Genomic DNA, 26,830 nt, shown 5'->3' with positions numbered 1-26,830 from the left:
TAACAATATATGTTTGATTAACGAGAGGACATATACTCTCGACATGCATCATTGAGTTTCATCACCAGCGTCGAAGCCAGAACATCCCCAATAAGGTCAATAATTATACAACACTTATACGGCTGCTTCAACCTATCACAGCTCTGTATTACATTACGTTACAGCTTGCATATCTATGCCAATACTTTATTTAGCCATTTACCGATATTTTGAATTTGCGGCATACATACCTGATGCGCCATCGGATAGGTATGATAAGTGACCTTGTATCCTTTCTCTGATAATACTTGCTTTGCTTGCTCACCCAATATTACAGGGACAACAGGGTCATGTGTACCATGCTCAATCAGAACTGGCATGTCTGTGTTGGCAGCACTATAGTGGATGCTGTCATTGGTTGCAAAATAGGTAGACAGCGTCATCAAGCCAGCCAAGGGCTCTGGATAACCTAACGCCACATGATACGCCACTGCCCCGCCCTGCGAAAATCCTGCAATGACAATATGCTCAGGTTTGACACCGCGCTCGATTTCACGAGCAATCAAATCCTGTATTTGCTGCGAGGACTCTTCAATCTGAGCAGTATCGACTTTACGCTCAAGACTCATCTCTAGGATATCATACCATGCGGGCATGACCATACCGCCATTGATAGTCACTGGTCGATTGGGTGCATGCGGAAAGATAAAACGTACACCCATGTCATCCGCTAAGCCGAGCTGCGGTACGACTGGCTCAAAATCATGACCACTAGCACCCAAGCCATGTAGCCAAATGACCGCTCTATCTATCTTTTTCTGTGAGGGATTATGCTCAACGATAACGGCATCTAAATACTTATTCATTAATTATCCTTAATAAGAGTCAAAAATTTAAACAGGATTCATATTATAAAGTGACTTTCATTATAAAACTGCTTTGCTTGTCATCATTCCTTAAACATAACCCTATATTTTAGGAGCTAAGTCAGTCACCACAAAATTACGAATGATGATGTATGCACATTTATAAGGACAGTTTACATGACAATGTCAAAAAATTCAGTGAATGCGCGGGCGCAGCTGCACAGCCCTATACAGAATAGAATCAGACGCCAAGGTCTGACCCTACCTTTAGCAGTTATCAGCACCTTTTTATTAATAGGCTGCAATGAAGATGACGGCTCATCGGCCATCGTACCGCCCACGCTACCACCAACGACTGAACCCACGCAGGCGCAAGCTTTTACCTATGGCGTTCGACCATTCTACTTGGTCAACGATATGGATGAAAGTCCGCTAAAAGATGAGTTACTGGCATGTAAAGGTCAAATACCTAGCAAGACGGACTTCTCTATTGCCCATCGCGGCGCGCCGCTACAGTTCCCTGAGCATACTTATGACAGTTATATGGCCTCAGCACAGATGGGTGCAGGCATTTTAGAGTGTGATGTGGCCTTTACTAATGATGGTGAGCTGGTATGTCGCCATGCCCAAAACGACTTGCATACCACGACCAATATCGTTGCTACGCCATTAGCGAGCCAATGTAGTGTCCCGCCTATCATAGATACTAATAGAGCTCTTACCAATGCCGCTGATATCGAATGTCGAACCTCAGATATTAGCGTCAGGGATTTTAAAAGTTTAACGGGCAAAATGGACGCTGCCAATACAAAAGCCACCAGTATTAGCGCCTATATGCATGCAACTGCCCCATGGCGAACAGACTTATATTCACAAAATGGCGAGGTATTGACCCTAAAGGAACATATAGAGCTTGCCCGACGCTTGGGCATGAAGCATACACCTGAGCTCAAAGAACCAGTGGTTACTATGCCATTTAATGGCTATCGTTTAGATGATTATCGTCAACAGCTGATTGATACTTATAAAGCGGCAGGCGTACCAGCCAGCGATGTATACCCGCAGTCGTTTAATCTTGCCGATATCGACTATTGGATGAATAACGAACCAAACTATGCCGCCAATGCCGTCTATCTTATCGATGATAACAATGAGGCTGCGATGGGTAAAATATTTGATAAAAATGACCCAGCGACATGGAAGCATTCATTGGCTGAGCTGAAAGCACGCGGCGTTAATATTATTGCCCCCGCAACCTGGCTACTTGTCACCAGCGATGGTAATGGTAAGCTGCTACCATCAGCATATGCCTTGCAAGCCAAAGCCAATGGCCTAGACATTCTAACGTGGTCGCTTGAACGCTCAGGGCCATTAAAAAATGGTGGTGTCTGGTATTATAGTGGGCTTAGCGATGCCATCAATAATGATGGCGACATCATGACTGTCATTGATATGCTGGCGCAACAAGTTGGGGTTAAAGGTATCTTCTCAGATTGGCCAGCAACGGTCAGTTACTATGCCAACTGTAAAGGCTTAAATTAATGGAGCAAGCCTACTGAGCACGTAAAGACATTAAGTAATCGATTGGACTGGTTGCTTAATATCCGCGTTTTGACCACGATGACGCAGATAATGATCTAGTAAGACAATCGCTAGCATCGCTTCAGCAATGGGCGTGGCTCGAACGCCCACGCAAGGATCATGACGGCCTTTGGTTAGCATCTCAATCGCTTGTCCATCTGTATTGATACTCTTGCCAGCCGTCGTAATACTGGAGGTTGGCTTGAGTGCAATACTGACGCGGATATCCTGTCCTGATGAGATACCGCCCAAGATACCGCCTGCATGATTGGCAGTAAAACCATCGGGTGTCATCTCATCACGTGAGCGATGACCAAACTGCCCTGCTACCGCCATACCATCGCCAACTTCTACGCCTTTAACCGCATTGATACTCATCATCGCATGGGCAATATCCGCATCCAAGCGGTCAAATACTGGCTCACCCAATCCAACAGGCACTCCGCTTGCGATAATCTCAAGACGGGCGCCGCAAGAAGTGCCTTCACGGCGCAAGCTGTCTATCAAGGTCTCAAAGCGACTGACAGCATCTGTATCAGCACAAAAGAACGGATTGCTATTGACAAAATCCCAGTCGATTTGGCTTGAATCCACAACATTACTATACTCATTACCGATTTGGGTCACATGGCCGCGCACTTGTACGCCCAGACGCTCTCGCAAGTATTTCTTAGCGATAGCCCCTGCTGCCACACGCATGGCAGTCTCACGCGCCGATGAACGACCGCCGCCGCGATAATCGCGAAAGCCATACTTCATACTATAAGTATAATCGGCATGACCGGGGCGAAAGGTGTCTTTTATGTCACTATAGTCTTTGGATTTTTGATTGGTATTACGAATCAGCAGACCGATAGAGGTGCCCGTTGTTTTACCTTCAAAAACACCAGAGATGATCTCAACTTCATCAGACTCGCGGCGCTGAGTCGAGTACTTAGAAGTACCCGGCTTGCGGCGATCCAAGTCTATCTGTAAATCAGCTTCAGATAAGGCCAAACCTGGTGGCACGCCATCGACGATTGCCATAAGACCTGCACCATGCGACTCGCCGCATGTAGTGACGGTAAAGAGCTGTCCAATACTATTGCCTGCCATATTTATCCTTAAATAACTGAAGTCGTTCTCTAATGGTTTTGACTATTATGTCAATTTTGATTTATTGATTGCTATCCAATAACTGCACGTAATTGGCAAATAGCGAACGATAACTCATCAGCTCGTCATAGGTAATCGCAAAAACACCATGACCGCCATGGGCGAATTTTAACCAATCAAATTGAATCTCAGGATAAGCTTGTTTTAGTGCCCACTCGCTATCACCCACTTCACAAACCAGCAAGCCTTCGGGGCTTAGATAATCAGGTGCTTCAAACAAGATACGATGTACCAAGTCTAAACCATCTTGACCGGCAGCTAGTGCATGCTCAGGCTCATATAAAAACTCAGGTGGCAAATCTGCCATGATGGCGGCATCGACATATGGAGGATTGGTGACAATCAGCTCATATTGATTCTCAGCAGGGATTTTGGCAAATAAGTCAGATTCAATCACATTGACTTGATGACCTAGGTCGTGATGATCGACGTTGACCATCGCCACTTCAAGCGCGCCTTTATCAATATCAACCGCATCTACCAGCGCATCGACAAAACGGGTCGCTAGCGCAATCGCAATACAACCAGAACCTGTGCACAAATCTAAAATACGCTCAGGCTGTGACAGCTGCTTAATCTCTAAACCATGATCAACGAAAGCTGGCGCTTGGTTATTCACACTCACACCTAGTGGTTTTGCAAGCTCGCTCACTTCAAAGTACGGATGGAACTGCTGACGAATCAACTCCGCGATTGGTGAGCGCGGAATCAAGACACGCTCATCGACGTAAAACGGCAGGTCACAGAAATAAGATAAATTAATCAGATAGCTTAATGGCTTACGCTCAGCGATACGCTCTTCTAGCAAGCTTAACACCAGCTGCTTCTCTGATGTGGTCAAGCGGCAATCCAAAATCTGATCGTTAGCAGACCAATCTAAAGACAAAGAATGCAGCACAATCGCAGATGCTTCAGCAAACTCATCAGTCGTACCTTGAGCGACGACCACATCGTAATTGCGCAGCTGCGTCACCGCAAAACGAATAAAGTCACGGATACTGACCAGCTGCTCACGCGCTTCTTCAAGCTCAGCACGCAAGGCAGCAAATTCATCATGCTCACCCAGCAGACCTGTTGCCAAATCATATTCCATATCGCCATTGATACCTTGCGACTCCTCATCGCTAAAATATTGATCTTGAAACTCTTCTGCGCTCATTGTTTGGTCTTCTGACATATCGCACCTTGCTGATTACATGTTTACTGATTACATGCGGATGGGTTAAATCGTTTTCAATGATGCCGTTCATATCGCTGGCGTCATTAAATGAACCATTTATTAAATAAAAATCTCGTACCATATTATAGACGTAAACAAGATGCGGCGCCAATGACTACCGTTTTTAGTGCAATAAAACTTTTGCAGTATAAATTTGACCACTTATATTTTCATCACTTATATATAGCACCGCATTTAACACTGCCATCTGCCCAGATTGGCAGCAGACAAGTCAGTCAAACTCATTTGTAATATGACAATCCTTATATAGCCTGACTAAACTCTTGCGCAACTGTAGTGAATACGTCAACCGTTGTCGTTTGGCAAGTCTTAAATGAAAAAAAATGTGTCAAAAGTTTGCGAAGCTTACCAATTATGAGCATAATAGCTGCATTAGTAGCAACCACAAGTGTTCCCATATTATGATGAAAATAAAGCCTCTTATCACCGCTATTTCTCTTGCTATCGTTAGCGCTAGCATCAGTGCTGTTGCGGCGCCTGCCGATGGTACACGTACTTTACCGGTACGCACAGCAGATACGCTTCCTAGTATTTCTAAACCTAGCATTGCCAAAAAAGTCAGTCTGAATGTACAAGAAAACCGTACCAGCTCACCTACTGACCGTATGACTCAGCTGATTGATGCCAAGCAAGAAGCGGAAGTCGATGTCGATGCATCGGTTGCCGTGAGCGCTGATAACATGAGCGTAGAAGAGCTGACTCGTAAAGATGAGCAATCAGATAGCGATGATATCAGTGAAGGTCAAGCGGTCGCAGCACCAAGTTCTGCTAATGCTGATATCTCAGCCGATACCTCTATCAAAAGCATCGAAGATGTGGATGGCAAAAGACACACCACGCTAAATTTGTCTGATTACGCCAAACAAGTAAACGGAGCGGTCTGGACACCGAGTATGAAAGTTAACTCGGCAATGACGATCAAAATGCAGGCCTTGCTCGATTGGAATCACGCCTCTCCTGGCGCGATTGATGGCGGCTGGGGTATGAACAGTAAAAAAGCGCTGATTAACTTCCAAACCATGAAAGGCTTGCCAGCAACGGGTAAAATGGATCAAAAAACCTGGGATGCTTTAAATAAAAATATCCCTGCTAATAAGCCAGTACTTGTAACCTATACTATTACTGAAGACGATGTGAATACCAATTTTGCGACCACACCTTCAGGCTCAGAAGCCAAGTCAAAAATGAAAGGTTTGTACTATCAAGACATCAAAGAGATGTTTGGTGAGCGCTTCCATATGGATGTGCGTTATTTAGACAAGTTGAATAAAAACAAGCAGTATAAAGCGGGCGAAACCATTACGGTACTTAATACCCGCGCACCGCTTAAGCAGCGCATCAACCGTGTGGTTGCCAATAAAGCCGATAAGACTTTATATGCTTATAACGGTGACAAATTGGTTGCCACCTACCCAACCACCATTGGTAGTGATGCAACGCCATCACCACAAGGCACCTTTAAAATCATTAATAAAGTAAAAATGCCGTGGTACAAAGCGACGGTTGGTAAAGGCGCAGATAAGCAGATCCACATGTTACCACCAGGACCAAATAGCCCTGTTGGGGTCGTATGGATGGGTTTATCTAAACCCTCTTATGGTATCCACGGCTCGCCAAAGCCTGAAGGCATTAGCCGCCAAGCCTCAGCTGGCTGCGTACGCTTGACCAACTGGGATGTATTAGAGATGTATGCCAATATCGAAAATGGCGCAACCGTTGAGCTAAAATAATCTAGCCTATAGCTCTTAGTAAAAAAGACCTTGATCATTCCATCAAGGTCTTTTTTTTATTAAAAAACGCAAAACCAGAGCTTACAATGTAAAAATGTAGAAATATAGACAGGACTTAATCAACTCCAATACAGGTTTTTTAACGCAAATCAGGCTTTGCGCCCCTCTTCATTACCTGTAATGCTGCCTATTTTTTTAGTAAAAAATAATGCTGTAGGTATAGAAACTAAAAAACCGATCACGACGACGACTTGAATATGCCGGATCTCATTAAATCCTGTGAGCAGTGCTGCAATCATAAAGAGACCGACAGTGACGGTTGCTGCCATTGAATAGGTAACAGAGAATAGTGGCCAATTCATCATTTATTCCTTACTTTTATCATGGATATAATACTTTATACACCATATCCACAATAAAAGTAAGCCTTTTATTATCTGTGCGTAGCCCAATCATAGTAAGTCATTGCTATTAATAACCTTATTATGAGTATTGATTTATATCCTGCGCTTTTTTAACAGCAAATTCTATTACATCTAAGGATTTCCTATCCCTTATGTTGGACAAGTTTTATTTAATAGGATTTATCATTAGGTGCTTGTTTGTCCTTAATATGCAAACACTCGACTATCAATCCACATAAAATGCGCTGTTTTATAATAGAAAATGCGTCGTGATTGCCCTGCATTTACTTATGAATCTTCAACACCTAAGGCACGTTTGTGCTAAAATCGCTTGCAAAATTATTTTACTTATTCTACCCAATACATCCGTCAGTAAGGAGCCGCTGTGAGCCAGCCATTTCGCTCAGCCGATATTCGTCAAGCTTTTATCGATTTTTTCATAAGCAAGCAGCATACCCAAGTTTCATCGTCTAGCTTGATTCCGCACAATGACCCGACCTTGCTATTTACCAATGCCGGTATGAATCAATTTAAAGAAACCTTTTTGGGTATGGAGCCGCGTGACTATACGCGCGCGGTAACCTCGCAAAAGTGTGTACGGGCGGGCGGTAAACACAACGATTTGGACAATGTCGGCTATACGGCGCGCCATCATACGTTCTTTGAGATGCTTGGTAACTTCTCTTTTGGTGATTACTTTAAGCAAGCCGGTATTGAATATATTTGGGAGTTTTTGACCTCCGATGAATGGCTAGCGATTGATAAAAACCGCTTGTATGTGACCATTTATGAGACCGACGACGAAGCCTTTGATATTTGGCATAAAGACATCGGTATCCCAAGCGAGCGCATTATCCGTATCGGTGATAATAAAGGCGCGCCTTACGCATCAGACAACTTTTGGACGATGGGAGATACCGGTCCTTGTGGTCCTTGTACCGAAGTCTTTTATGATCATGGCGCTCATATCGAAGGTGGTCTACCGGGTACGCCAGAAGAAGATGGCGACCGTTATATTGAGATTTGGAACTGTGTCTTTATGCAGTTTAATCGTCAAAAAGACGGCACCATGCTGCCACTACCAGCCCCAAGTGTCGATACTGGCATGGGACTTGAGCGTATCAGCGCCATTATGCAAGGCGTGCATGGCAACTATGAGATAGATTTATTCACTCATTTAATGGATGCAGCCGCTGAAATTTTAGGCATTGAAAATAAGCAGCAGTCGTCGTTAAAAGTCATCGCCGATCACCTCCGCGCGGTGGCGTTTTTGATTGCTGATGGCGTCACCCCAAGTAATGAAGGTCGCGGTTATGTACTGCGCCGTGTGATCCGCCGTGCCGTCCGCCATGGTAATAAGCTTGGCGCTGACAGTGAGTTCTTTTATAAAATGGTCGCGCCCTTGGTTGCTGAGATGGGCAGCGCTTATCCAGAGCTAAAAGATAAGCAAAGCGTCATCGAAAACGCCATTCAAAAAGAAGAAGCGCAGTTCGCCAAGACATTGGCGCAAGGTTTACGCCTGCTTGCCAGCGAGCTTGAAGGGTTAAAAGACGGCGATACCCTCTCTGGCGAAGCAGCATTTAAGCTTTATGATACCTACGGCTTCCCGCTTGATTTGACCGCTGATATCACCCGTGAGCGCGGTATTGTGATTGATAAAGCGGAGTTTGATGAGCATATGCAAGCTCAGCGTGCGCGCGCACGTGATGCGGGCAAATTTGACGTCGATTACAGCAGTGTCATTCAAGTGGAAAACCCAACCACCTTTATCGGTTATGAGCAGCTTGAAGAAGACGGCGTGACGATTGACGCGCTTTATCAAGATGGTAATCCAGTGGGCAGCTTAACTGAGGGTATGGAAGGCGTGATTGTCCTTGACCGTACGCCATTTTATGCCGAAGGCGGTGGTCAAGTTGGTGAGCTGGGTGAAATACGCAGTGCAACCGGCGTTTTTGAAGTCCAAGATACCAAAAAATCTGGTCAAGCCATCATTCATTATGGCGTGGTCACCATGGGCGAGATTAACGCTCAGCAAACAGCAGATGCGCAAGTATTGTCAAGTATCCGTGCCGCCAGTGCCAAAAATCACTCTGCCACTCACCTACTGCATGCGGCATTGAGAGAAGTATTGGGTGATGAGGTTACGCAAAAAGGCTCGCTAGTATCAAGTGACGTCTTGCGTTTTGACTTCTCTTACGATAAACCAGTGAGTAGCGCTGAAATCATGCGTATCGAACGTATGGTCAATGAGCAAATTCAAGCCAACACCCCTGCCCGTATCCAAAACATGTCTATCGATGAAGCGATGAAGCAAGGCGCGATGGCGTTATTTGGCGAAAAATATGGCAGTGATGTACGCGTGCTGACCATGGGGACGGATAGCATCGTAGACGGTCAGCGTAAGCCGTTTTCTATTGAGCTATGCGGCGGGCTGCATGTGCAGCGTACTGGTGATATTGGTCTATTAAAAATCACCAGTGAATCTGGTATTGCCGCTGGTATTCGCCGTATTGAAGCGGTCACTGGTATGAACGCGATTAAGAACATCCAGCAAAGCGAGCAACAACTCAGCGAGCTTGCCAGTCAGTTAAAAGTGAAACGTCCAGAGGTCGCACAGCGCGTACGTACCATGGCAGACAAACAGCGTGAGCTAGAAAAGCAGCTCGAACGCTTAGAGCAAAAAATGGCCAGCGCCCAAGCTGCCAATTTACTCGATGACGTACAGACCATTGCTGGCACGCCTGTGCTTATCAGCACTTTAAGCGGTATCGATGGCAAATCCATCCGTACCCTAATGGATGACATCAAATCAAAACTACCAGATAGCGTGATTGTCTTGATTGGTGATAAAGATGAGCAATTGGCATTAGCCGCAAGCGTATCAAAATCGGTCACGGCTAAGATAAAAGCTGGTGATATCATTCGTCATTTAGCAGGTGAGCTTGGTGGTAAAGGCGGCGGTAAGCCAGACTACGCCCAAGGCGGCGCGCCAAAAGCTGCCAATACCAGCGCTGTTATCAATGCGCTACCAGCTTGGATGGCAGAGCAGCTTGGTTAAGTAGTAAGCTGAGGCTAATAGGTGATTGGTTATAGTGGTTATAACCAATCGCCATATATCTAATGCTTGTTGGCACTTAAAGTTATCATACTAATATGGTATAAAGTACCACGCTTAAATGACTCTCAACATAGGAAGTCTTTAGCATAAACAAAAAGTAAAACATCAAAGATGTAAAATACAGGGCGCATTTTTATAATCCGGCTCTATCGTTATTAAAATTAATCCCACACTGAATTTGTAAACTCAATATATAAATAGTGGCTTATAAATAGTGGCATAACAGATTGATATTAATAATTAACAGATGGCCATTGGTGAATAATAGGTAGATTTTTATGGCGTTAATAGTACAAAAATACGGCGGCACCTCGATGGGCAGTATCGACCGCATCAAAAACGTCGCCAAACGAGTCAAGCGCTGGCATGATAACGGTCACCAAGTGGTCGTGGTCGTCTCTGCTATGAGCGGCGAAACCAACCGCTTGATCGATTTAGCACGCCAAATCAGCACCCAGCCCGACCCTCGCGAATACGACCAGATGGTTTCAACCGGTGAGCAGGTGTCTATCTCACTACTTGCTATGGCGATTAAAGAGCTGGGTATTGGTGCCCGCTCATTTACCGGTCGTCAAGTCGCTATTAAAACCGACAGCGCCCATAATAAAGCGCGTATTGAAAGTATCGATGATAAAAATATCCGTGAACAGCTCGATGCCGGCAATGTCGTTATCGTAGCAGGCTTCCAAGGTATCGATGAAGAAGGTAATGCAACCACCTTAGGTCGCGGCGGCTCGGATACTACTGGCGTGGCGATTGCCGCTGCCCTAGGCGCTGATGAGTGCCAAATCTATACTGATGTCGACGGGGTTTACACCACTGATCCACGCGTCACATCAAAAGCCAAAAAACTTGAAAAAATCACCTTTGAAGAAATGCTAGAGATGGCAAGCCTTGGCTCTAAGATTTTACAGATTCGCTCAGTAGAGTTCGCTGGCAAGTACGGCGTGCCGCTGCGTGTATTATCTAGCTTTGATGAAAATACCGATGGTAGCTTCGACCAAGAATTTCAAGACAATGTCGGCACCCTAATTACGATAGACGAAGGAGACAATATGGAACAGGCAATCATCTCAGGTATCGCTTTTAATCGAGACGAGGCAAAAATCGTCGTACGCGGCGTCCCTGACCACCCTGGTATCGCCTCTGCTATTCTTAGCCCCATTGGACGCGCCAATATCGAAATCGATATGATCGTGCAAAACCTATCAACCAACGGCATGACCGATTTCACCTTTACCGTTAATCGTACTGACATGGACAAAACCATGAAAGTATTAGAAAACGAAGTCAAAGATGAGATCGGTGCCAAAGAGATACTGGCCAATGATGAAGTGGTTAAAGTCTCATTAGTCGGCGTTGGTATGCGCTCTCATGCTGGGGTTGCAAGCCTTATGTTCCAAACCCTTGCTGAAAACAATATCAATATTCAGATGATATCGACCAGTGAAATCAAGGTGTCTGTCCTTATCCAAGAGCAGTATCTAGAAAAAGCAGTTAAATCACTGCACACCGCTTTTGGGCTTGATCGTGAAGACGGTGAAAGCAAAATCGCTGGTTTATAAACGCAGTTTTGTAAGATTTTACCAAAGCGTTATCAAATAATGTCAGCCTAGGTATTTTTAAACGAACAGCGAGTTTTATTAAAATCTCCTTAAATAGGGTCTTAATCAGACCCTATTTTGTTTTTTATGATGACTTAGCTGGTTATAAACCTAATAGTTTTGTGAAAACCCGTGACAGTATCTGTTCTGCCCCCTATAATGAAGCTTTCATTTGGGCTAAATGAATTTATCTATCATTATCGCTATTAGCATCCTATTTTGGGTAAGATTTATAAAATAATGTTCATAGCATTGACTTTATAAGCGCTGCCTATTTTGTGCCGCGATAATGTCCTGTAATTGAGACGCAATCTAATGAGTAATAATCTGTTGATGCGACATAAGGAGTGTGACGCATGTTAATTTTGACACGCCGCGTGGGCGAAACGCTAATGATTGGCGACGAGGTCAGTGTGACTGTCCTAGGTGTCAAAGGCAATCAAGTACGTATTGGCGTTGATGCGCCAAAAGATATTGCCGTACACCGCGAAGAGATATATCAGCGTATCCAACATGAGCGCACAGTACAATCGCAAATGCAGCATCTTGAGCAAGGCAGCTTTGCGCCATCTTTTGATGATGAAGACTATTTTAATCGTTAATCTATTCGCTTTATAGTTAACTATCATTAAGCTTGTATTAAGCATGCTAGTTTTGGCTTTTTAATAGCTTTGAGGTCATTTATTTATGAGTATCCGCCAATCAGATGTATCGGCTCTACTTAATGGTTTGAATAAAAAAGCCATTGGTTTTAATGATGTCATCAGCTTTATTGATGATTTTTATCGTTATGCGCCAGCGCCTTTTGTTAATGGCTTGCTGCATAATGCGGCTGGTGAAAACGAAGGCAGCGCCAAGATTTTTGGTTTTGCAAAACATCATGGCTTAAACCATTTAGATACTTTAAAGTTGTTTGGTGAGCATTACCAAACTGTTCAAGCGACGCCTAAAGGCGTTGATCATCCCAATATTCGCAATTTTTTGCATTGGGGTTGGCAAGGCTTTTTGATGGAAAAAAACCCATTAACACTGCGTCCTAGCGTCGATACCAGCACGCTTTAATGGTTTATGATTGACGATTATAAAAAAGCCACGCTATGATAGCGTGGCTTTTTTATGCTGCCTTTTTCACCAGTGCACTCAGGTAATTGAATACTTAAGCAATCAGACGCTTAGGAATTTAGGCACTTAGACTCATACACACATAGACATCAGTCTATTTATCGCGAAACTTCACAGGTTGTACTGCGCCTTTCGGATTTGGCATATTGGGATAATGATGTTCATGTTCGACATCACATTCAGCGCCAACGACAGAGCCGTCTTCTCTGACCGGCTTATGAATGTAGCCTGTGCGCTCAGCAGGGGCTAGATGCTCATGTTCCCATACCATCACAGCTTGCATACAGGTCTCACGCTGCTCAGCGGTCAGTTTGCGCCCGTCTTGCCATTTGCCAAGCTCAATCGCCGTACGGAAATTATCGACCACTTCTGGTGTTAGGCTTGCTAATATCGTTTGTTTGTCCATCGTGCCTACTCTCCACTACTATTTTTGTATCACATGTTTGTCTAATAAAGACGCTTATTCATCGTCCATAATATCATCATCAGCGTCGAGACTGAATTCTTCAGCATGCACATTCCAGTGCAACTTCGTCCGACATGCTTCATAAAAATCAAACCCTGGCGGATGTAATAAGGTTAATTTGTCCGGATGTTTGCGAATATATAGGCGCTGCTCTTGCTCAAGCGGCGTGCTCGGCTTACCATCAGCACTGACCATCGGTTGGGTGCGGTTATCCTCGTGAATACGAATACAAATCTCACTGGTACCACTGACCACAATAGGGCGACTGGACAGCGTGTGCGGGTGCATAGGTACCAAACATATCGCATCCATACTCGGGTGGATGATAGGACCACCGCCAGAGAGTGCATAAGCGGTCGATCCCGTCGGTGTCGCCACAATAAGACCATCACTGTGCTGCCGATAAACATCGTGCCCATCAATTTTCATCTGAAAATCAATCATATGCACCGACTTACCAGCATGCAGTACCACATCATTAAGTGCCATATCCTCATGAATAATCTTACGACCTTCACGAATCTCCATCGTCAGCAAAAACCTATGATCTAATTGATAATCACCCATCAATACTTGGCGTAGTTTGAAGGCAGCTTCATCAGGTTTGACATCAGCTAAAAACCCAAGGCGACCACGGTTAACCCCTAGGACGGGCACACGATAGCGCGCCAGCGCCTCGGCAGCATGGAGTATAGAGCCATCACCACCCACCACAATGACCAAATCACAAATCTCACCGATAAGGCTACGCTTGACGATTTTCACTCTTTCTATTTCAGTGAGATTTAGAGTTGGCAAGTTGGCGGTTTGCACATCCATGATCAAGGTCAGATTCATATCGTTAATTATCTGAGCAATCTGCCCAATACTTTGAGTAACGCTGCGCTTTCCGGCACGGCCCATCAGGCCAATACGGCGAAAAGCGGGGTTTTTGATAGCGTGGAACAGCTCTGACTCATGTAGGTGCGGCAATCTTGCAGACTGCGCTGAGGTTTCCATAAAACGACTCGGCATAACGGTAAATTACAGAGCAATGATAACGAGAAATGGGCAATTAGACTAGCCTGTTTATCAATTATCGTTGTTAACTGTCGTTATCGACCCCATATAATCCTCAATATATGCTGTTTTAAGCGTATCTATTTGGCTACTTACATCTGCTTATTAAAGGCTTACAAGCACTCTAGTTATCGCGTAAAGCCTTGTATGCGGTCACGCAAACACCGTTGACAATAATAGCGGTTTTGCTAAAGTAGCTGACATCTTATTGATATTTTATTGAGGACAACTTTATGGCCAATCCTATTGTCAGTCGCGCAGAGCTTGCTGTTGGCGGCGCTTCGATGACGGTTAAGGGCGTGATTCAAAAAACCAGTCTATTGCTTGGCTTATCGGCGATTACTGGCATTGGGTTTTTCTTTTATGCGCTGATGGCAGGTTTATCGCAAGGTTTTATTACCATGGCAGCTTTTGGTAGTATGCTTGCAGCTTTCGGCTTGGCGATGTTTATCACCTTTAAACCACAAAAAGCTAAGACGCTTGCTGTTCCCTATGCACTTTTGGAAGGTATATTCTTAGGTGGTATTTCTCTGTTTTTTATGAGAATGTACCCAAGCGTGCCAGTCACGGCAATGTGTGCGACCTTTGTGACAGCAGCAGTAATGCTAGGGCTATATCGCTCAGGTCTGGTCAAGGTTACTGAAAAGTTCCGCTCAATCGTTACCTCAGCATTGATCGCTATCATGCTGGTTTATGTGGCGCAGTGGGTGTTATCTTTAGCCTTTGGTTCAAGCTTACCCTTCTTGTTTGAAGGTGGCGCTATCGCTATTGGCTTTAGCTTATTTGTCATTGTTATCGCCTCTTTTACCCTGTTATTAGACTTTGATAACATCGAGCGCGGTGTGGCGATGGGCGTGTCAGAAGACTACGAATGGTTGTTCAGTATCGGTCTTCTTGCAACGCTTGTTTGGATGTATATCGAATTTATGCGTCTGCTAAGCTATCTGCAAGACTAAGCGAAACACGGTTTATCCGTTAGTTAGAATAAAAAACCGCCTTTATCAAAGGCGGTTTTTTATGGATTAAATTCAGTGCTCATTGAAGAGCGTATTAAGCACGTTTTAGACGCAGCGCATTTAATACCACAAATAGTGAACTTAGCGACATACCAATCGCAGCCAGCCAAGGTGGTACATAGCCCAAAGCTGCTGGTATCAATACACTGCCATTATAAATAAGTGCCCAGCGCAAGTTTTGTTTGATAATACGCTTGGTTTTATCAGCGATACGTTTGGCCGCAATAATCGCTTCGATTTGTCCGTTTAGGATAATACTGTCACTAGATACTTGCGCCAAATCCGCAGCACCAGCAATCGAGGTTGAAACATCTGCTGTTGCCAACACCGGCGCATCGTTGATACCATCGCCGACCATCAATACAACCGCGCCTTTTGCTTGCAGCTGCTGAATATGATTAACCTTGTCCATCGGCGACAGACCATTATACGCGGACTGCATACCCAGATTTTCGGCCATAACCAAGGCTTGCGGACTTGGATCTCCTGTCAGCATCACAGGCTCGATACCTAGTTCTTTTAGACTATCGAGCATAGATTGAGCGCTATCACGTACTTTATCATTAAAATAAAAACCTGCCAGCGCTTGCCAGGCATTTGATTGACTGTTGTGACAAGACAATACCACAGCCGAGCTAGCACGGTGCATGACCAAATCAATTACTAAATCGTTATCTGTATTGGCGTTATCATTTGCTTTATCTAAGGCAAAATCCACATGTCCTATACGATATAGCACGCCATCGATCATTGCTTCCACGCCACCTGCTGGATAATGCTGCAGCGCTTGTGTCGCTGGCAGATGTAGCTGATAGGCAGCGGTCAGTAACGCATGAGCAATCGGATGGCGACTGCCTACCTCTAGCGCTGCCGCAATAGCCAATACCTTTTCTCTTTGCTCTTGTACCTGTGTGATGACACCTATGTCTGTTAGGAGTTCAATATTTAATAAATTGGGTTTTCCATAAGTCAAGGTTCCCGTTTTATCGAATGCCACATGGGTAATTTCGGCAAGCGTTTGCAAAGTATGTCCGCGCGTGGTCAAAAACCCATAGCTGGCCAATCTATTGGTCGATACAGTAAGCGCAATCGGTGTCGCTAAAGACAGGGCACAAGGACAGGTCGCGACCAGTACCGCAACTGTGGCCCAAATCGCTTGGCTTGGGTCAACGATATACCAGCCGATAAACACTAAAACGGACAATACTAATATCCGCGCAACAAACCAACGTGCCAGCTTATCTGCTTGCTGGGCAAGTTTTGGTTTCTCACTCATTGCCCGATTCATTAGCCTATCAATCAGACCGATTTGGCTGTCTTCTGGCAGGGCGGTGACCAGCATCTCAAACGGTTGGCTGTCATTTTGCGCGCCGCCAACGATATAATCACCTTGGGATTTAGTGATTAAATCCCCTTCTCCTGTCAGTAGGCTTTGCGATACCGTTGCCGTTGCACTCAATAAAATACCATCACTAATAATTTCAGAGCCGGCCTCAACCATAATGATATCACCCACTTGCAAGCTATGAGCGGTTACCATCTGCTTTTCTTTTGCTTCATCTATATTTGCGACAGAGACTCGATGCTGGCGATTCTGCTGCCAATCTTGCGCGATACGCACCGTCAATTGCTGGATACTGGTATCCATCATTTGCATAAAGTTGGGTGTGGGTTTTACTACAACGCTTGTCTCATTAGCCGCTAAATCTTGAGCTGAATTAACCTCTTCTTTAGAGTGGTTGTTATTAAGCGTTTCATCAAGCGTATTTTGTTCTAGTAACTGCAAAATACTTGCAGCTGCCGTTTTATCTTCAGCGATTTTTTGTACCAATACTGGCTCGACCACCACCAAGTCATTGGCCATGGTTGCTGCTTTTAGCCGCGCATTGTGTTCGATATAACGACCTGCCAGTAAGAAAAATATAAACATACTGACCGAGTCATAGTACGTCTCCCCTTGCCCAGTAATAGTGGCAAACAGACTGGCGAAAAATGTGACAACCAAGGCAATGCTCACCGGCACGTCCATATTGACTTGACGGGCACGAATTGCGGACCATGCTGAGGTAAAAAACGGCACACCAGCATAAAAGAATACTGGTGTACTCACAAACAACGATACCCAACGCAAAAAATCTCGCTGAAATATCAGCATGTCGCTGTATTCACCAAAATAAATGGCTACCGCGTACATCATCGCCTGCATTGAGCCGAGCGCCGCGATACCAAGCCTGATGAGCATTTGGTTATTATGACGCGCTAGCATGGCTTCATGAGTATCTTGCCGATAAGGCTTGGCTTCATAGCCAATCTCATTGATGACAGCCAAAATACGGCTAATTGGTAGCTTGGTTTCATCCCAAATCACCCGCATGCGCTGATTGGTCAAATTCACCTGACATTTACTGATGCCGTCCAGCTCATCGAGTCGCGATTCAATCAACCAAGTACAAGCGGCGCAGCGCAGATTATTGACCGACAATTCTGCGACCGACATACCTTCTTGGGCATAGACGAACTGCGATTTTATTTCATCATGGTCGTAGGCTTCAAGACGGGTCATCTGAATAGGTAAGCTTGCCGTACGATTAATCTCTGAGCGATCAAGATAATATTGCTCAAGCCCTGCCTCGACGATACTTTGCGCGGCCAATTGGCACCCCATACAGCACATTTCACGAGGCTTACTCAATATATCACTATAAAACGGCGGCTGCGGTACGGGATCACCGCAATGAAAACAGTGACCCGTCAACGGCAGTACCAGACCATCAACAATAGAGTTATCTTGGTGATGAACATGAGTATTTGGTGACGCTGGTGAGCTTGGCGGCATAGAAGATGGAATACTGGACATAATCGCACTTATTTCCTTTAGACAGAACAGTGAGTAAATGGCTTTACATCAACGCTCTATCATCTGATCTACTCGGTAAGAGAAAACCTTTTTATTAAATAACTATTGGTTAAAGAGCCATTATATTTGGGGCTAAGCGACCCTTATGATTGCTCGTATGACAAATAATGCTTGTTGCTACAAGCTGCTGCTTTTATTCAGATGTAAAACAGCATGCTGACAACAACAGCTGGCGGATACTTTTAGATAACCATCCGTATTTTATAAGGATTATACTATAAGCACAGGCTCTCAGCAGTATAACTGCTGTGAGCTGAGCGTGAATGAATGCCTGAGTTGATGATGATAGATTGAAAAATTTGTCAATTTGCGTCATTATGAGGCAGTTTTTTATCCCAAAATGGTGTGTCATCAGTGCAAAACTCTTATTCTAAGCAACCACAGTCCTCTAAGTCTGCTATCAGTACGCTACCTTCCCAGCAGCGCGGCGTGGTGTTTAGTAGTCTTTTATTAATTGTCGTCATCGCTGCCATGGTGCTATTCGCACTATATTTGGTCAAACTTGATCGTACCATTACCAGTAAGTTTGAGGGTAAACGCTGGGATATTCCAGCAAAGGTTTATTCGCAGCCCCTTGAGTTATATGAAGGCGCCAATGTCGATAAAGACACCATGAAGACCTGGCTTGAATTACTCAATTATCAAAGCAACAAAGCCTATGATCGCACGGGTACGTATCATAAGTCTGGCAATACCTATTTTATCCATACGCGTGGCTTTACTTATAGCGCCAACGATGTGGATCAAGAGCAGGTCATCAAACTAAAAATTGCTGGTAATAAGATTGACTCTATACAGAGCACCATACCTGCCAAAACCGGTATCATTCGTCTTGAACCGGTCAATATTGGCGGTATTTATCCCGACAGCAATGAAGATCGGATGGTTGTTTCTTTAGATCAGGTACCCCAGCCGCTTATTGATGCATTGATAGCGACAGAAGACCGTGGTTTTTATGAGCATAAAGGCGTATCGATACGTGGTATCGCTCGCGCCATATTGAATAACTCCTCTGGCGGTTCTAGGCAGGGTGGTTCGACCATCACCCAGCAGTTGATTAAAAACTTCTATTTGAACTCAGATCGCACGCTGAAACGCAAAGCCAATGAAGCCTTGATGGCCGTGCTACTTGAGCTGCATTATAGTAAAGATGAGATTTTGCAGGCTTATCTTAACGAGATTTATTTGGGTCAAAACGGCAAACGCTCTATCAATGGTTTTGGTTTGGCATCACAATTTTATTTTGACAAACCGCTCAATGAGCTGCGCCTAGATCAGCAAGCACTGCTGGTGGGCATGGCAAAGGGACCAAGCGTTTATAACCCGCGTCGTCATCCAAACGATTCAAAAGCGCGCCGCGATATTGTGCTAAATAACATGCTAGCCGTCGGCTCTATCAGTCAAGAAGACTACGATAAAGCCTTAAAAAATTCGCTTGGGGTGGTTGATAAGCCTGTTGAAGGTAAAAGCCAGTTCCCCGACTTTTTAGATATCGTCAAGCGCGAATTGAATAAAGTCTATTATTCTGACGACCTGAAAAACGAAGGTTTGATTATCATCAGCACCATGGACCCGATTGCCCAGTTGGCAGCGGATAAAGCGGTTGAGAGAAAACTTGGCGAGCTACGCCGCAGTGGTAGCAAAACCAAAGATTTACAGGGGGCGCTGGTCAGTGCTAATCCTGAAACCGGTGAGCTAGTGTCTGTCGTTGGTAGCGGCAGTGAATTTACTGGCTTTAACCGTGCGGTCGATGCCAAGCGCCAAGTAGGGTCGTTACTAAAGCCAATTATTTATATGACGGCTCTTGAAAGTGGTCGCTACAATTTGGCAAGCTCGGTTGATGACTCGCCTATTACGGTCAGTCTAAGCGACGGTACTGAATGGAATCCTAGAAACTATGACAATCGCGATCATGGCTATATCCCCTTTACCACCGCGCTGTCGCAATCGTATAACCATAGCGCTGTTCGCTTAGGGATGGAGTTTGGGGTTGACACCTTTGCTAAACAACTAAAACGTATGGGCGTTAAAGAAAAAGTACCCCCTTATCCTTCAGCATTATTGGGCTCAGTCAACCTAAGCCCGATGGACATGCTTGGGGTTTATCAAGTCTTTGCGACAGGTGGCTTTCGTACGCCTATCCATAGTATCCGTAGCGTGATTGATGATCGCGGCAGTATCCTACAGCGTACAGGCTTAAATACTCAGCGTAGTATTCCGCCTGAGACCAACTTTTTGATTAACTATGCGCTGCAAGACGTCGTCAAGAACGGTACAGCTAGACGCATCCAGTCGCTTGGTAGCGATTTAAACCTTGCTGGCAAAACAGGTACTACAAACGATTATCGCGATGCTTGGTTCGCAGGTTATAGTGGCAACTACGTCAGCGTGGTTTGGGTTGGACGTGATGATAACAAGCCAATTGGGCTGAGTGGCGGTAGTGGCGCTTTACCCGTTTGGGTCGATTATATGAAGCGTCTAAAATTGACGCCGGTTGCACTGCCTGAACCCGAAGGCATCGAGTGGCTGTGGCTAGAGAACAATTCAGGCAAGCTGTCGAATGAGCGCTGTGCCAGTGCACGCTATTTGCCAGTTATGTCAGCCTATTTGCCGCAAGAAGCCAGTAGCTGCGCCGTTAGCTTATATCAGCAAGATCGTGCGCGCGAGCAGATGCAGTGGCAAAAACAGCAAGGCGATATCAATAAGCAACGTCGCCGTGAAGGACTCGATATTCAAGATGGTGAAGCTATTGATAATGACGGTAATGATGCCGAGCAAGGTGGTGACACGCCTAGTCGCGCAGATACTTGGTATGATCGTGCTGTTGAATGGTTTTAAGATGTTTAAAACTTAAAAAGGATTTTCATATGCTGTTATCTATATTGCAAGCGTTATCGACTCGGCAGACACTTGCGGCTCAGTCCAAAACACAGCCAACACCTCTACATAGCGCTCTTTTAATGAGTGCTTGTTTTGGCATGCTAAGCTTGAGTGCTTGTCAGACTGCACCAACGTCAGCGACTTCTGCGGCTTCAACAACAGCCCCTTCTGCTCAAACCTTGCCATCAACCCATGTGCAAAAAACGACGCCACTGCAACAATCAACCAGCGTGACGCAAACGCCTCGCACTGACCCTAGTGATCATAATGATTATGAAAGTGTTCAGAGTACTGAAGCTGATAAAGGTGACGACAATTATCCTATTGAGCCTTATCGTCCACCGGTATCGGCGGAATCTCCAACAGAGCCGCCAATAGCATCAGTGACAGAAAAATCATCTGTAATCGCGCAGCCTATTGAGAGCATCAGTCAAAATCCGATCGTCACTCAGCCCGATACCGTGATCCTCACACCTGCTCGTGAAGATGATGTCATATATACACCCTCTATTCCATCGCACAATGAGCTACTAGAGCGTGCGCGGCAGAACTCGCAGCGTAGTCAGAAAACCACCTCCAATAATAACAACTTGCCCGCCTTTCGAAACCTGATGCAAGTGGGCACTGATCAATTAAAGGCAGGCAATATAAATGGCGCTGAAAGCAGCTTTACAAGAGCTCAGCGCCTAGCGCCCAAATCATCAGCGGTATATTTTTATCTTGCGCAAGTGGCGCTTAAAAAGAACCAGCCACGTAAGGCTGAAGCAATGGCACGACGTGGCCTTAGTGTCTCTCAAGACAGCAGTCGCCGCCGTGCACTATGGCAAATTATTCTACAATCTGGACAAGCACAAGGTAATGCTCGGGTGGTAAAAGAAGCCAAACAAGCATTACGCTAATAATGCTATCTTTTTGATTCACCATGACGACTGACTATATAAGCGCTAAAATAGGCTGTTATAGTCGGTCGTTACTTTTTATTATCCATTTTTTATTTTGAAACAAGGTTACTTTTATGGCATGGCAACAACTGCACTTACAGTGCGAAAAAGACAACGTCGATCTCGCTGAGGCGCTATTATTAGAAGCAGGCGCGCTATCTATTGCACTTGACGATGCAGGCGACCAACCTTTATTTGAGCCACTTCCTGGTGAGTCGCCACTATGGGATGAGGTCATTTTAACAGGGCTCTTTGATGCCAACACCGAGGCTGGAACCAGTCAGGTCATTGAGCAGCTCAGTCATGAGATTGCCGCACAAGTACAAGCAAGTCGTACATGGGTAAGTGCGGTCGATGATAAAGACTGGGAGCGTGAATGGATGTCTAACTATAAGCCCATTGAGTGTGCCAATGACTTATGGATTGTGCCTAATTGGTTGACACCGCCCAACCCTAAAGCAACTAATATCATTATGGATCCAGGCTTGGCATTTGGTACGGGCTACCATGCGACCACTCGCTTGTGTCTTGACTGGCTGACGGAGCAAGACCTTAGCGATAAAGTCGTGATTGATTATGGTTGCGGCTCGGGTATCTTGGGTATTGCCGCCTTATTATTAGGGGCGCGCCAAGTTTATGCCGTAGATATTGACCCGCAAGCGGTACTGGCAACCAATCAAAATGCAGCACGCAACTTAGTCGACGATCGGTTGCAAGCTTTTTTACCAGAGGACTTTACCATTTTTTGGCAACAGCAAAACATAGCGCCAGTAGAGGTGATGGTTGCCAATATTTTGGCCAAGCCACTTATCGGACTAGCTCCTTATTTTGCTACCTTGATGGCACCAAAAAGTCGCATCGTCCTCGCAGGTTTGATCGAATCACAAACTGAGCAAGTGACCGAAGCGTATCAGCCTTATTTTGCCCTTGATCCAAAGCACGCCTTTACGGCACAAGAAGATCAGCATTGGCAAAGATTGTCTGGTACATTTACAGGCTAGCAACATTAAATTACATCTGTTACGATAGAGTAGTAGTTAAATGTTGTGTATTTGACGCTACTCTAAAGTTGCCTGTAGGTTAGGATTTAAGCATACTTCTATGATGACATTGGAGTAATGGGCAGCGGTTGGTGAGTGGCTATACGGTATTCCTATTGATACTCTTTTGGATTCAGCCCTATGACCACACCTATTAAAACCCAGTGTCCTCATTGTCATACCATTTTTAATATCAAAAATACCCAGTTAAATCAAAAAACCGCGACGGTTTGCTGCGAGCATTGTCAGCAAATGTTTCTGGTCAATAACCATCTTATCGTGACGGCTGATGTAGTCAGCGGTCATAAGCTAACAGATCTAGAAACCTTTAGTAAGCTAAATAGGAAAACCAGCGCCACACCTTCTCATAAGAAACACGCTACTCTAGTCACTGCCAGCCCAGAGAATGCCGATCTGTTAATTCATGACGATATGATTCATGACGATATGATTCATGATGATATGGATATTGAGGCACCAACTGATAATAATCTAGAATACGACTCATTGGACAGTATGGATGCTTGGCTTACTCAAGCTACCGACAACAATACCAATCCAAAAGATATATCATCAGAAAATACTGCTAAAACATATTCAAATGTGCCCATTGATTTATTTGAAAAAACTGCTAACACAACTAAGCATACAAATGACTCTCCTTCATCTGCAGAAGTCGCTTTAAGCTCGACCATGGCCAATCATATTCATGCCCATATCGATGACAATGCTGATGAGTCGTGGCTCGAAAAACTGCTAAAAGAACAAAACCCAAGCGAAGATACGCCAACCAACGATACTGATTTATCACAGTTACTCCTCAGTATGGGCGTCGATTTTGAAAAAGAAGACCGCAGTAAGGCAGCACAAGCAAAAAGCCTACAAGCACAAGCCAAGTTTTCGCCAGCGCTGACGCGTCGCTCAGCAGCCTCATTGTTATGGATATTTGGTTGCCTACTATTAACCCTGCTGCTTTTTGCTCAGTACGTTATTTTTAACTTAAATAACTTGGTTAAGAACCCTGTATATGCTGAACGCTTACAGAAGATATGTACGATGGCGGCTTGTAGCCTACCAAGAGCGGAACTAACGTCCTTAACTATAGGTGATGCCCAATACCGAGCCAGTCAAATAAGCAGTGCAGCTGACTCTAGTGATATTAGTGCGACTCTTAATAACCAAAGCTCACAGACACAGTTATATCCTCATATAAAAGTGAGCCTCTATGGTGCCAATGCGCTTATAGGGGAGTTTATTGCATCGCCAGATGAATATTTAGTCAGTACGCAAAGTCAATTGGCTGCCAATGGCCGTAAGCAATTACTCTTTACGGTGCCTATTAACCATCATCAAATTAGTAAAGTTGCTATCAACCCCATTTACTGAGGTCCGCTGAATGATATTCACTCATTAACTTCATCTTCTAAAGATGATAGCTGCTGATTTTGATATAATGGCTAACGAGAGACTCATGGTTTTACTCTTTAATCCAAAGGATATTATCTTATGACACCACAGGCACAGTATAATGCCAGTCATGTTAACAAAAGCACTGCTCATCCTGAGTATTATGAGGAGAGCGACCAGCGCTCAATTCACAATGTGGAATCTGCTTTAGATGATGCAGGTCACACACATGAGCCACTGCGGATACATGTTGAACGCGTGGTGCGTCAATATTTTGCGATGTTGGGAGATGAGACACCAACCGACTTATATGAGCTTATTTTAAAAGAGATAGAGCAGCCCCTTTTGTCTGTTGTACTGGAAAAAAGCCGCGGCAATCAAACCAAGTGCGCGCAGATTTTAGGTCTAAATCGCGGTACACTACGTAAAAAGCTCAAAATATATGGTTTAATGTAATACTATATATTGTGTTTTATATGAATCTCACTAAATAACTAGCATCAATCCTAGTTCTGCTACGCTCACCTACCCTCACTGATCTTATGTATGGCAGTTTGTAGTTTATGATCTTATCACTTACGATATGCTCTACACTAATTGTCATTGTTACCTTGCCAGACGTTTACGTCAGGCTTTTTTTATGGAAATTTTTTTATGAATAAAGCACCACTTGCATTACTGTCGGTCTCCGACAAATCCAATATCGTTGAATTCGCTCAAGGTCTGATTCAGGCAGGTTTTGCTCTGTTATCGACTGGCGGTACTTTTCGCCTGCTAACAGAGCATAATGTTGATGTAACTGAGGTATCAGATTACACAGGTTTTCCTGAGATGATGGATGGTCGGGTCAAAACGCTACATCCTAAAATTCATGGTGGCATTTTGGGGCGCCGCGGTACAGATGATGCAGTGATGAGTGATCATGCGATTGAGCGCATTGATTTGGTTGTGGTTAACCTTTATCCCTTTGCAGAGACGATTGCACGTAGCGACGTCACCATGAATGATGCCATCGAAAACATCGATATCGGCGGACCTACTATGGTACGTTCAGCGGCAAAAAATCATGCACACGTTGGTATTGTGACTGATCCAGCCGATTATACGCGTGTGCTTGAAGCATTAGGCGATAGCACTGAGCTGACCACTGCCCTACGTTACGACTTAGCCGTTAAAGCCTTTGAACATACTGCACAATATGATGGCATGATTGCCAATTTCTTAGGTAGCCGTGTCAATGAAAATCAAACGCCTGAAGATTTTTCACGTACCTTTAACGTTCAGCTAGAAAAAGTACAAGACCTGCGCTACGGTGAAAACCCGCATCAAAAAGCAGCCTTCTATGTTGAAAATAACGCGTTGAAGAGCAAGCAAGCATCTATTGCTACTGCTCAGCAGTTGCAAGGTAAAGAGTTATCTTATAATAATATCGCTGATACCGATGCCGCGCTTGAGTGTGTAAAAGCCTTTAGTGCGCCTGCCTGTGTGATTGTAAAGCATGCCAACCCTTGCGGTGTTGCAGTCGATACTGATCAAGTAGCTGCTTATCGTACAGCTTTTAGTACCGATCCTGAGTCTTCTTTTGGTGGTATTATTGCTTTTAATCGCCCACTAACCCTTGCCGCTGCTAAAGCCATCATTGATAATCAATTTGTTGAAGTTATCATTGCACCAAGTGTCGAAGATGGTGTGTTAGAGGCGACTGCTTCGAAGAAAAATGTGCGCGTTTTGGTCTGCGGCGACTTGCCAGCACCTGATCTACGTGACCGTCAGCTTGATTATAAGCGTATCAATGGTGGTCTGCTGGTGCAAGAGCAAGATTTGGGCTTAATTACCGCTCATGATTTAAAAATCGTCACAGATGTGCAACCAACCGAGGCGCAGATTGCCGATTTATTATTCAGCTGGAATGTGGCCAAATACGTCAAATCTAACGCCATTGTCTATGCCAAAGGTCAGCGCACCATCGGCGTTGGCGCAGGTCAAATGAGCCGTGTCAACTCAGCCCGTATCGCCGCTATTAAAGCTGAGCACGCTGGGCTTGTGACCGAAGGCGCGGTTATGGCCTCTGATGCCTTCTTCCCATTCCGTGATGGTATTGATAATGCTGCCGAAGTAGGTATTGCAGCAATCATCCAGCCGGGTGGCTCTATGCGTGATGATGAAACCATTGCTGCTGCAAATGAGCATGGTATCGCTATGGTGTTCACCGGTATGCGTCACTTCCGTCATTAATTTGTGATTGAGTGCTATCATCATTGAAAACTCATCCTCTTGAATAAAAAAAGCCACTGTATAACTACAG

19 protein-coding genes, 1 other RNA gene and 1 pseudogene are annotated in these 26,830 nt (G+C 44.8%); 13 read left to right on the top strand and 8 right to left on the bottom strand.

Going from position 1 to position 26,830, the window contains the following annotated elements; genetic code table 11:
* Together ssrA and ABYU67_RS03480 are read right to left on the bottom strand one after the other, a co-directional pair.
* Positions 1-89, bottom strand: a transfer-messenger RNA (tmRNA) gene (ssrA, locus tag ABYU67_RS03485); the annotation flags it as partial.
* Between the two features lie 84 nt (positions 90-173).
* The gene (locus ABYU67_RS03480; protein ID WP_372843623.1) at positions 174-845 is read right to left on the bottom strand and encodes an alpha/beta hydrolase; all 672 of its coding nucleotides are present in this window, start codon (positions 843-845) and stop codon (positions 174-176) included.
* Positions 846-1,022: 177 nt separating this feature from the next.
* Between ABYU67_RS03480 and ABYU67_RS03475 the strand changes: the two genes are divergently transcribed.
* Complete coding sequence (locus tag ABYU67_RS03475; protein WP_372843622.1) at positions 1,023-2,387, top strand: glycerophosphodiester phosphodiesterase family protein; 1,365 nt, start codon at positions 1,023-1,025, stop codon at positions 2,385-2,387.
* 30 nt (positions 2,388-2,417) lie between these two features.
* Here ABYU67_RS03475 and aroC read toward each other — a convergent pair whose 3' ends face one another.
* Entirely contained in the window at positions 2,418-3,521 is a 1,104-nt protein-coding gene (gene aroC / locus ABYU67_RS03470; protein ID WP_372843621.1) for a chorismate synthase, read from the bottom strand.
* A 61-nt stretch (positions 3,522-3,582) separates the two neighbouring features.
* A complete protein-coding gene (gene prmB, locus ABYU67_RS03465) occupies positions 3,583-4,758 on the bottom strand; it encodes a 50S ribosomal protein L3 N(5)-glutamine methyltransferase (RefSeq protein ID WP_372843620.1) in 1,176 nt (391 codons plus the stop codon).
* A 386-nt stretch (positions 4,759-5,144) separates the two neighbouring features.
* Here prmB and ABYU67_RS03460 point away from each other — a divergent pair, with 386 nt between their 5' ends.
* Positions 5,145-6,551, top strand: a complete 1,407-nt coding sequence (locus ABYU67_RS03460) for a L,D-transpeptidase family protein (protein ID WP_372843619.1) — start codon at positions 5,145-5,147, stop codon at positions 6,549-6,551.
* Between the two features lie 149 nt (positions 6,552-6,700).
* Here the strand turns inward: ABYU67_RS03460 and ABYU67_RS03455 are convergent, their stop codons facing one another.
* Complete coding sequence (locus ABYU67_RS03455) at positions 6,701-6,916, bottom strand: hypothetical protein (RefSeq protein ID WP_372843618.1); 216 nt, start codon at positions 6,914-6,916, stop codon at positions 6,701-6,703.
* Positions 6,917-7,340: 424 nt separating this feature from the next.
* Here ABYU67_RS03455 and alaS point away from each other — a divergent pair, with 424 nt between their 5' ends.
* The 4 genes and pseudogenes from alaS to ABYU67_RS03435 all read left to right on the top strand — a co-directional run bounded on the left by alaS (position 7,341) and on the right by ABYU67_RS03435 (position 12,739).
* On the top strand, positions 7,341-10,013 hold the full coding sequence (gene alaS / locus ABYU67_RS03450) for an alanine--tRNA ligase (RefSeq protein WP_372843617.1): 2,673 nt from the start codon (positions 7,341-7,343) through the stop codon (positions 10,011-10,013).
* A 338-nt stretch (positions 10,014-10,351) separates the two neighbouring features.
* A complete protein-coding gene (locus ABYU67_RS03445; protein ID WP_372843616.1) occupies positions 10,352-11,638 on the top strand; it encodes an aspartate kinase in 1,287 nt (428 codons plus the stop codon).
* Positions 11,639-12,033: 395 nt separating this feature from the next.
* Positions 12,034-12,201: pseudogene (gene csrA / locus ABYU67_RS03440) on the top strand (carbon storage regulator CsrA); the annotation flags it as partial.
* Between the two features lie 163 nt (positions 12,202-12,364).
* A complete protein-coding gene (locus ABYU67_RS03435; RefSeq protein ID WP_372843615.1) occupies positions 12,365-12,739 on the top strand; it encodes a HopJ type III effector protein in 375 nt (124 codons plus the stop codon).
* A 154-nt stretch (positions 12,740-12,893) separates the two neighbouring features.
* On the opposite strand, the gene ABYU67_RS03430 is transcribed toward ABYU67_RS03435, so the two are convergent.
* Both ABYU67_RS03430 and ABYU67_RS03425 read right to left on the bottom strand, forming a co-directional pair.
* Complete coding sequence (locus tag ABYU67_RS03430; protein ID WP_372843614.1) at positions 12,894-13,205, bottom strand: YeaC family protein; 312 nt, start codon at positions 13,203-13,205, stop codon at positions 12,894-12,896.
* 54 nt (positions 13,206-13,259) lie between these two features.
* Positions 13,260-14,264: an NAD(+) kinase gene (locus ABYU67_RS03425; RefSeq protein WP_372843613.1), complete on the bottom strand. Its 1,005-nt coding sequence runs from the start codon at positions 14,262-14,264 to the stop codon at positions 13,260-13,262.
* A 293-nt stretch (positions 14,265-14,557) separates the two neighbouring features.
* Here ABYU67_RS03425 and ABYU67_RS03420 point away from each other — a divergent pair, with 293 nt between their 5' ends.
* The gene (locus ABYU67_RS03420) at positions 14,558-15,280 is read left to right on the top strand and encodes a Bax inhibitor-1/YccA family protein (protein WP_372843612.1); all 723 of its coding nucleotides are present in this window, start codon (positions 14,558-14,560) and stop codon (positions 15,278-15,280) included.
* Positions 15,281-15,374: 94 nt separating this feature from the next.
* Here the strand turns inward: ABYU67_RS03420 and ABYU67_RS03415 are convergent, their stop codons facing one another.
* Positions 15,375-18,197 (bottom strand): heavy metal translocating P-type ATPase, encoded by a 2,823-nt coding sequence (locus ABYU67_RS03415; RefSeq protein ID WP_372843611.1) that lies wholly within the window; start codon positions 18,195-18,197, stop codon positions 15,375-15,377.
* A 414-nt stretch (positions 18,198-18,611) separates the two neighbouring features.
* On the opposite strand from ABYU67_RS03415, the gene mrcB reads away from it, so the two are divergent.
* From mrcB to purH, 6 genes are all read left to right on the top strand, one after another.
* Complete coding sequence (gene mrcB, locus ABYU67_RS03410) at positions 18,612-21,095, top strand: penicillin-binding protein 1B (protein ID WP_372843610.1); 2,484 nt, start codon at positions 18,612-18,614, stop codon at positions 21,093-21,095.
* Between the two features lie 29 nt (positions 21,096-21,124).
* Positions 21,125-22,036, top strand: coding sequence for a tetratricopeptide repeat protein (locus ABYU67_RS03405; protein ID WP_372843609.1), 912 nt, complete (start codon positions 21,125-21,127; stop codon positions 22,034-22,036).
* 116 nt (positions 22,037-22,152) lie between these two features.
* Positions 22,153-23,079, top strand: a complete 927-nt coding sequence (gene prmA, locus ABYU67_RS03400; protein ID WP_372843608.1) for a 50S ribosomal protein L11 methyltransferase — start codon at positions 22,153-22,155, stop codon at positions 23,077-23,079.
* A 180-nt stretch (positions 23,080-23,259) separates the two neighbouring features.
* The gene (locus ABYU67_RS03395; RefSeq protein WP_372843607.1) at positions 23,260-24,504 is read left to right on the top strand and encodes a DUF3426 domain-containing protein; all 1,245 of its coding nucleotides are present in this window, start codon (positions 23,260-23,262) and stop codon (positions 24,502-24,504) included.
* Between the two features lie 120 nt (positions 24,505-24,624).
* On the top strand, positions 24,625-24,981 hold the full coding sequence (gene fis, locus ABYU67_RS03390; protein ID WP_372843606.1) for a DNA-binding transcriptional regulator Fis: 357 nt from the start codon (positions 24,625-24,627) through the stop codon (positions 24,979-24,981).
* A gap of 198 nt (positions 24,982-25,179) precedes the next feature.
* Positions 25,180-26,760, top strand: a complete 1,581-nt coding sequence (gene purH, locus ABYU67_RS03385) for a bifunctional phosphoribosylaminoimidazolecarboxamide formyltransferase/IMP cyclohydrolase (RefSeq protein WP_372843605.1) — start codon at positions 25,180-25,182, stop codon at positions 26,758-26,760.
* Positions 26,761-26,830: the final 70 nt, after the last annotated feature.

The sequence above is a fragment of the Psychrobacter sp. genome, assembly GCF_041554015.1.
Classification (GTDB): domain Bacteria; phylum Pseudomonadota; class Gammaproteobacteria; order Pseudomonadales; family Moraxellaceae; genus Psychrobacter.
Note: the sequence above shows the minus strand (reverse complement) of the source record. Positions and strands in the feature narration are given on the sequence as shown.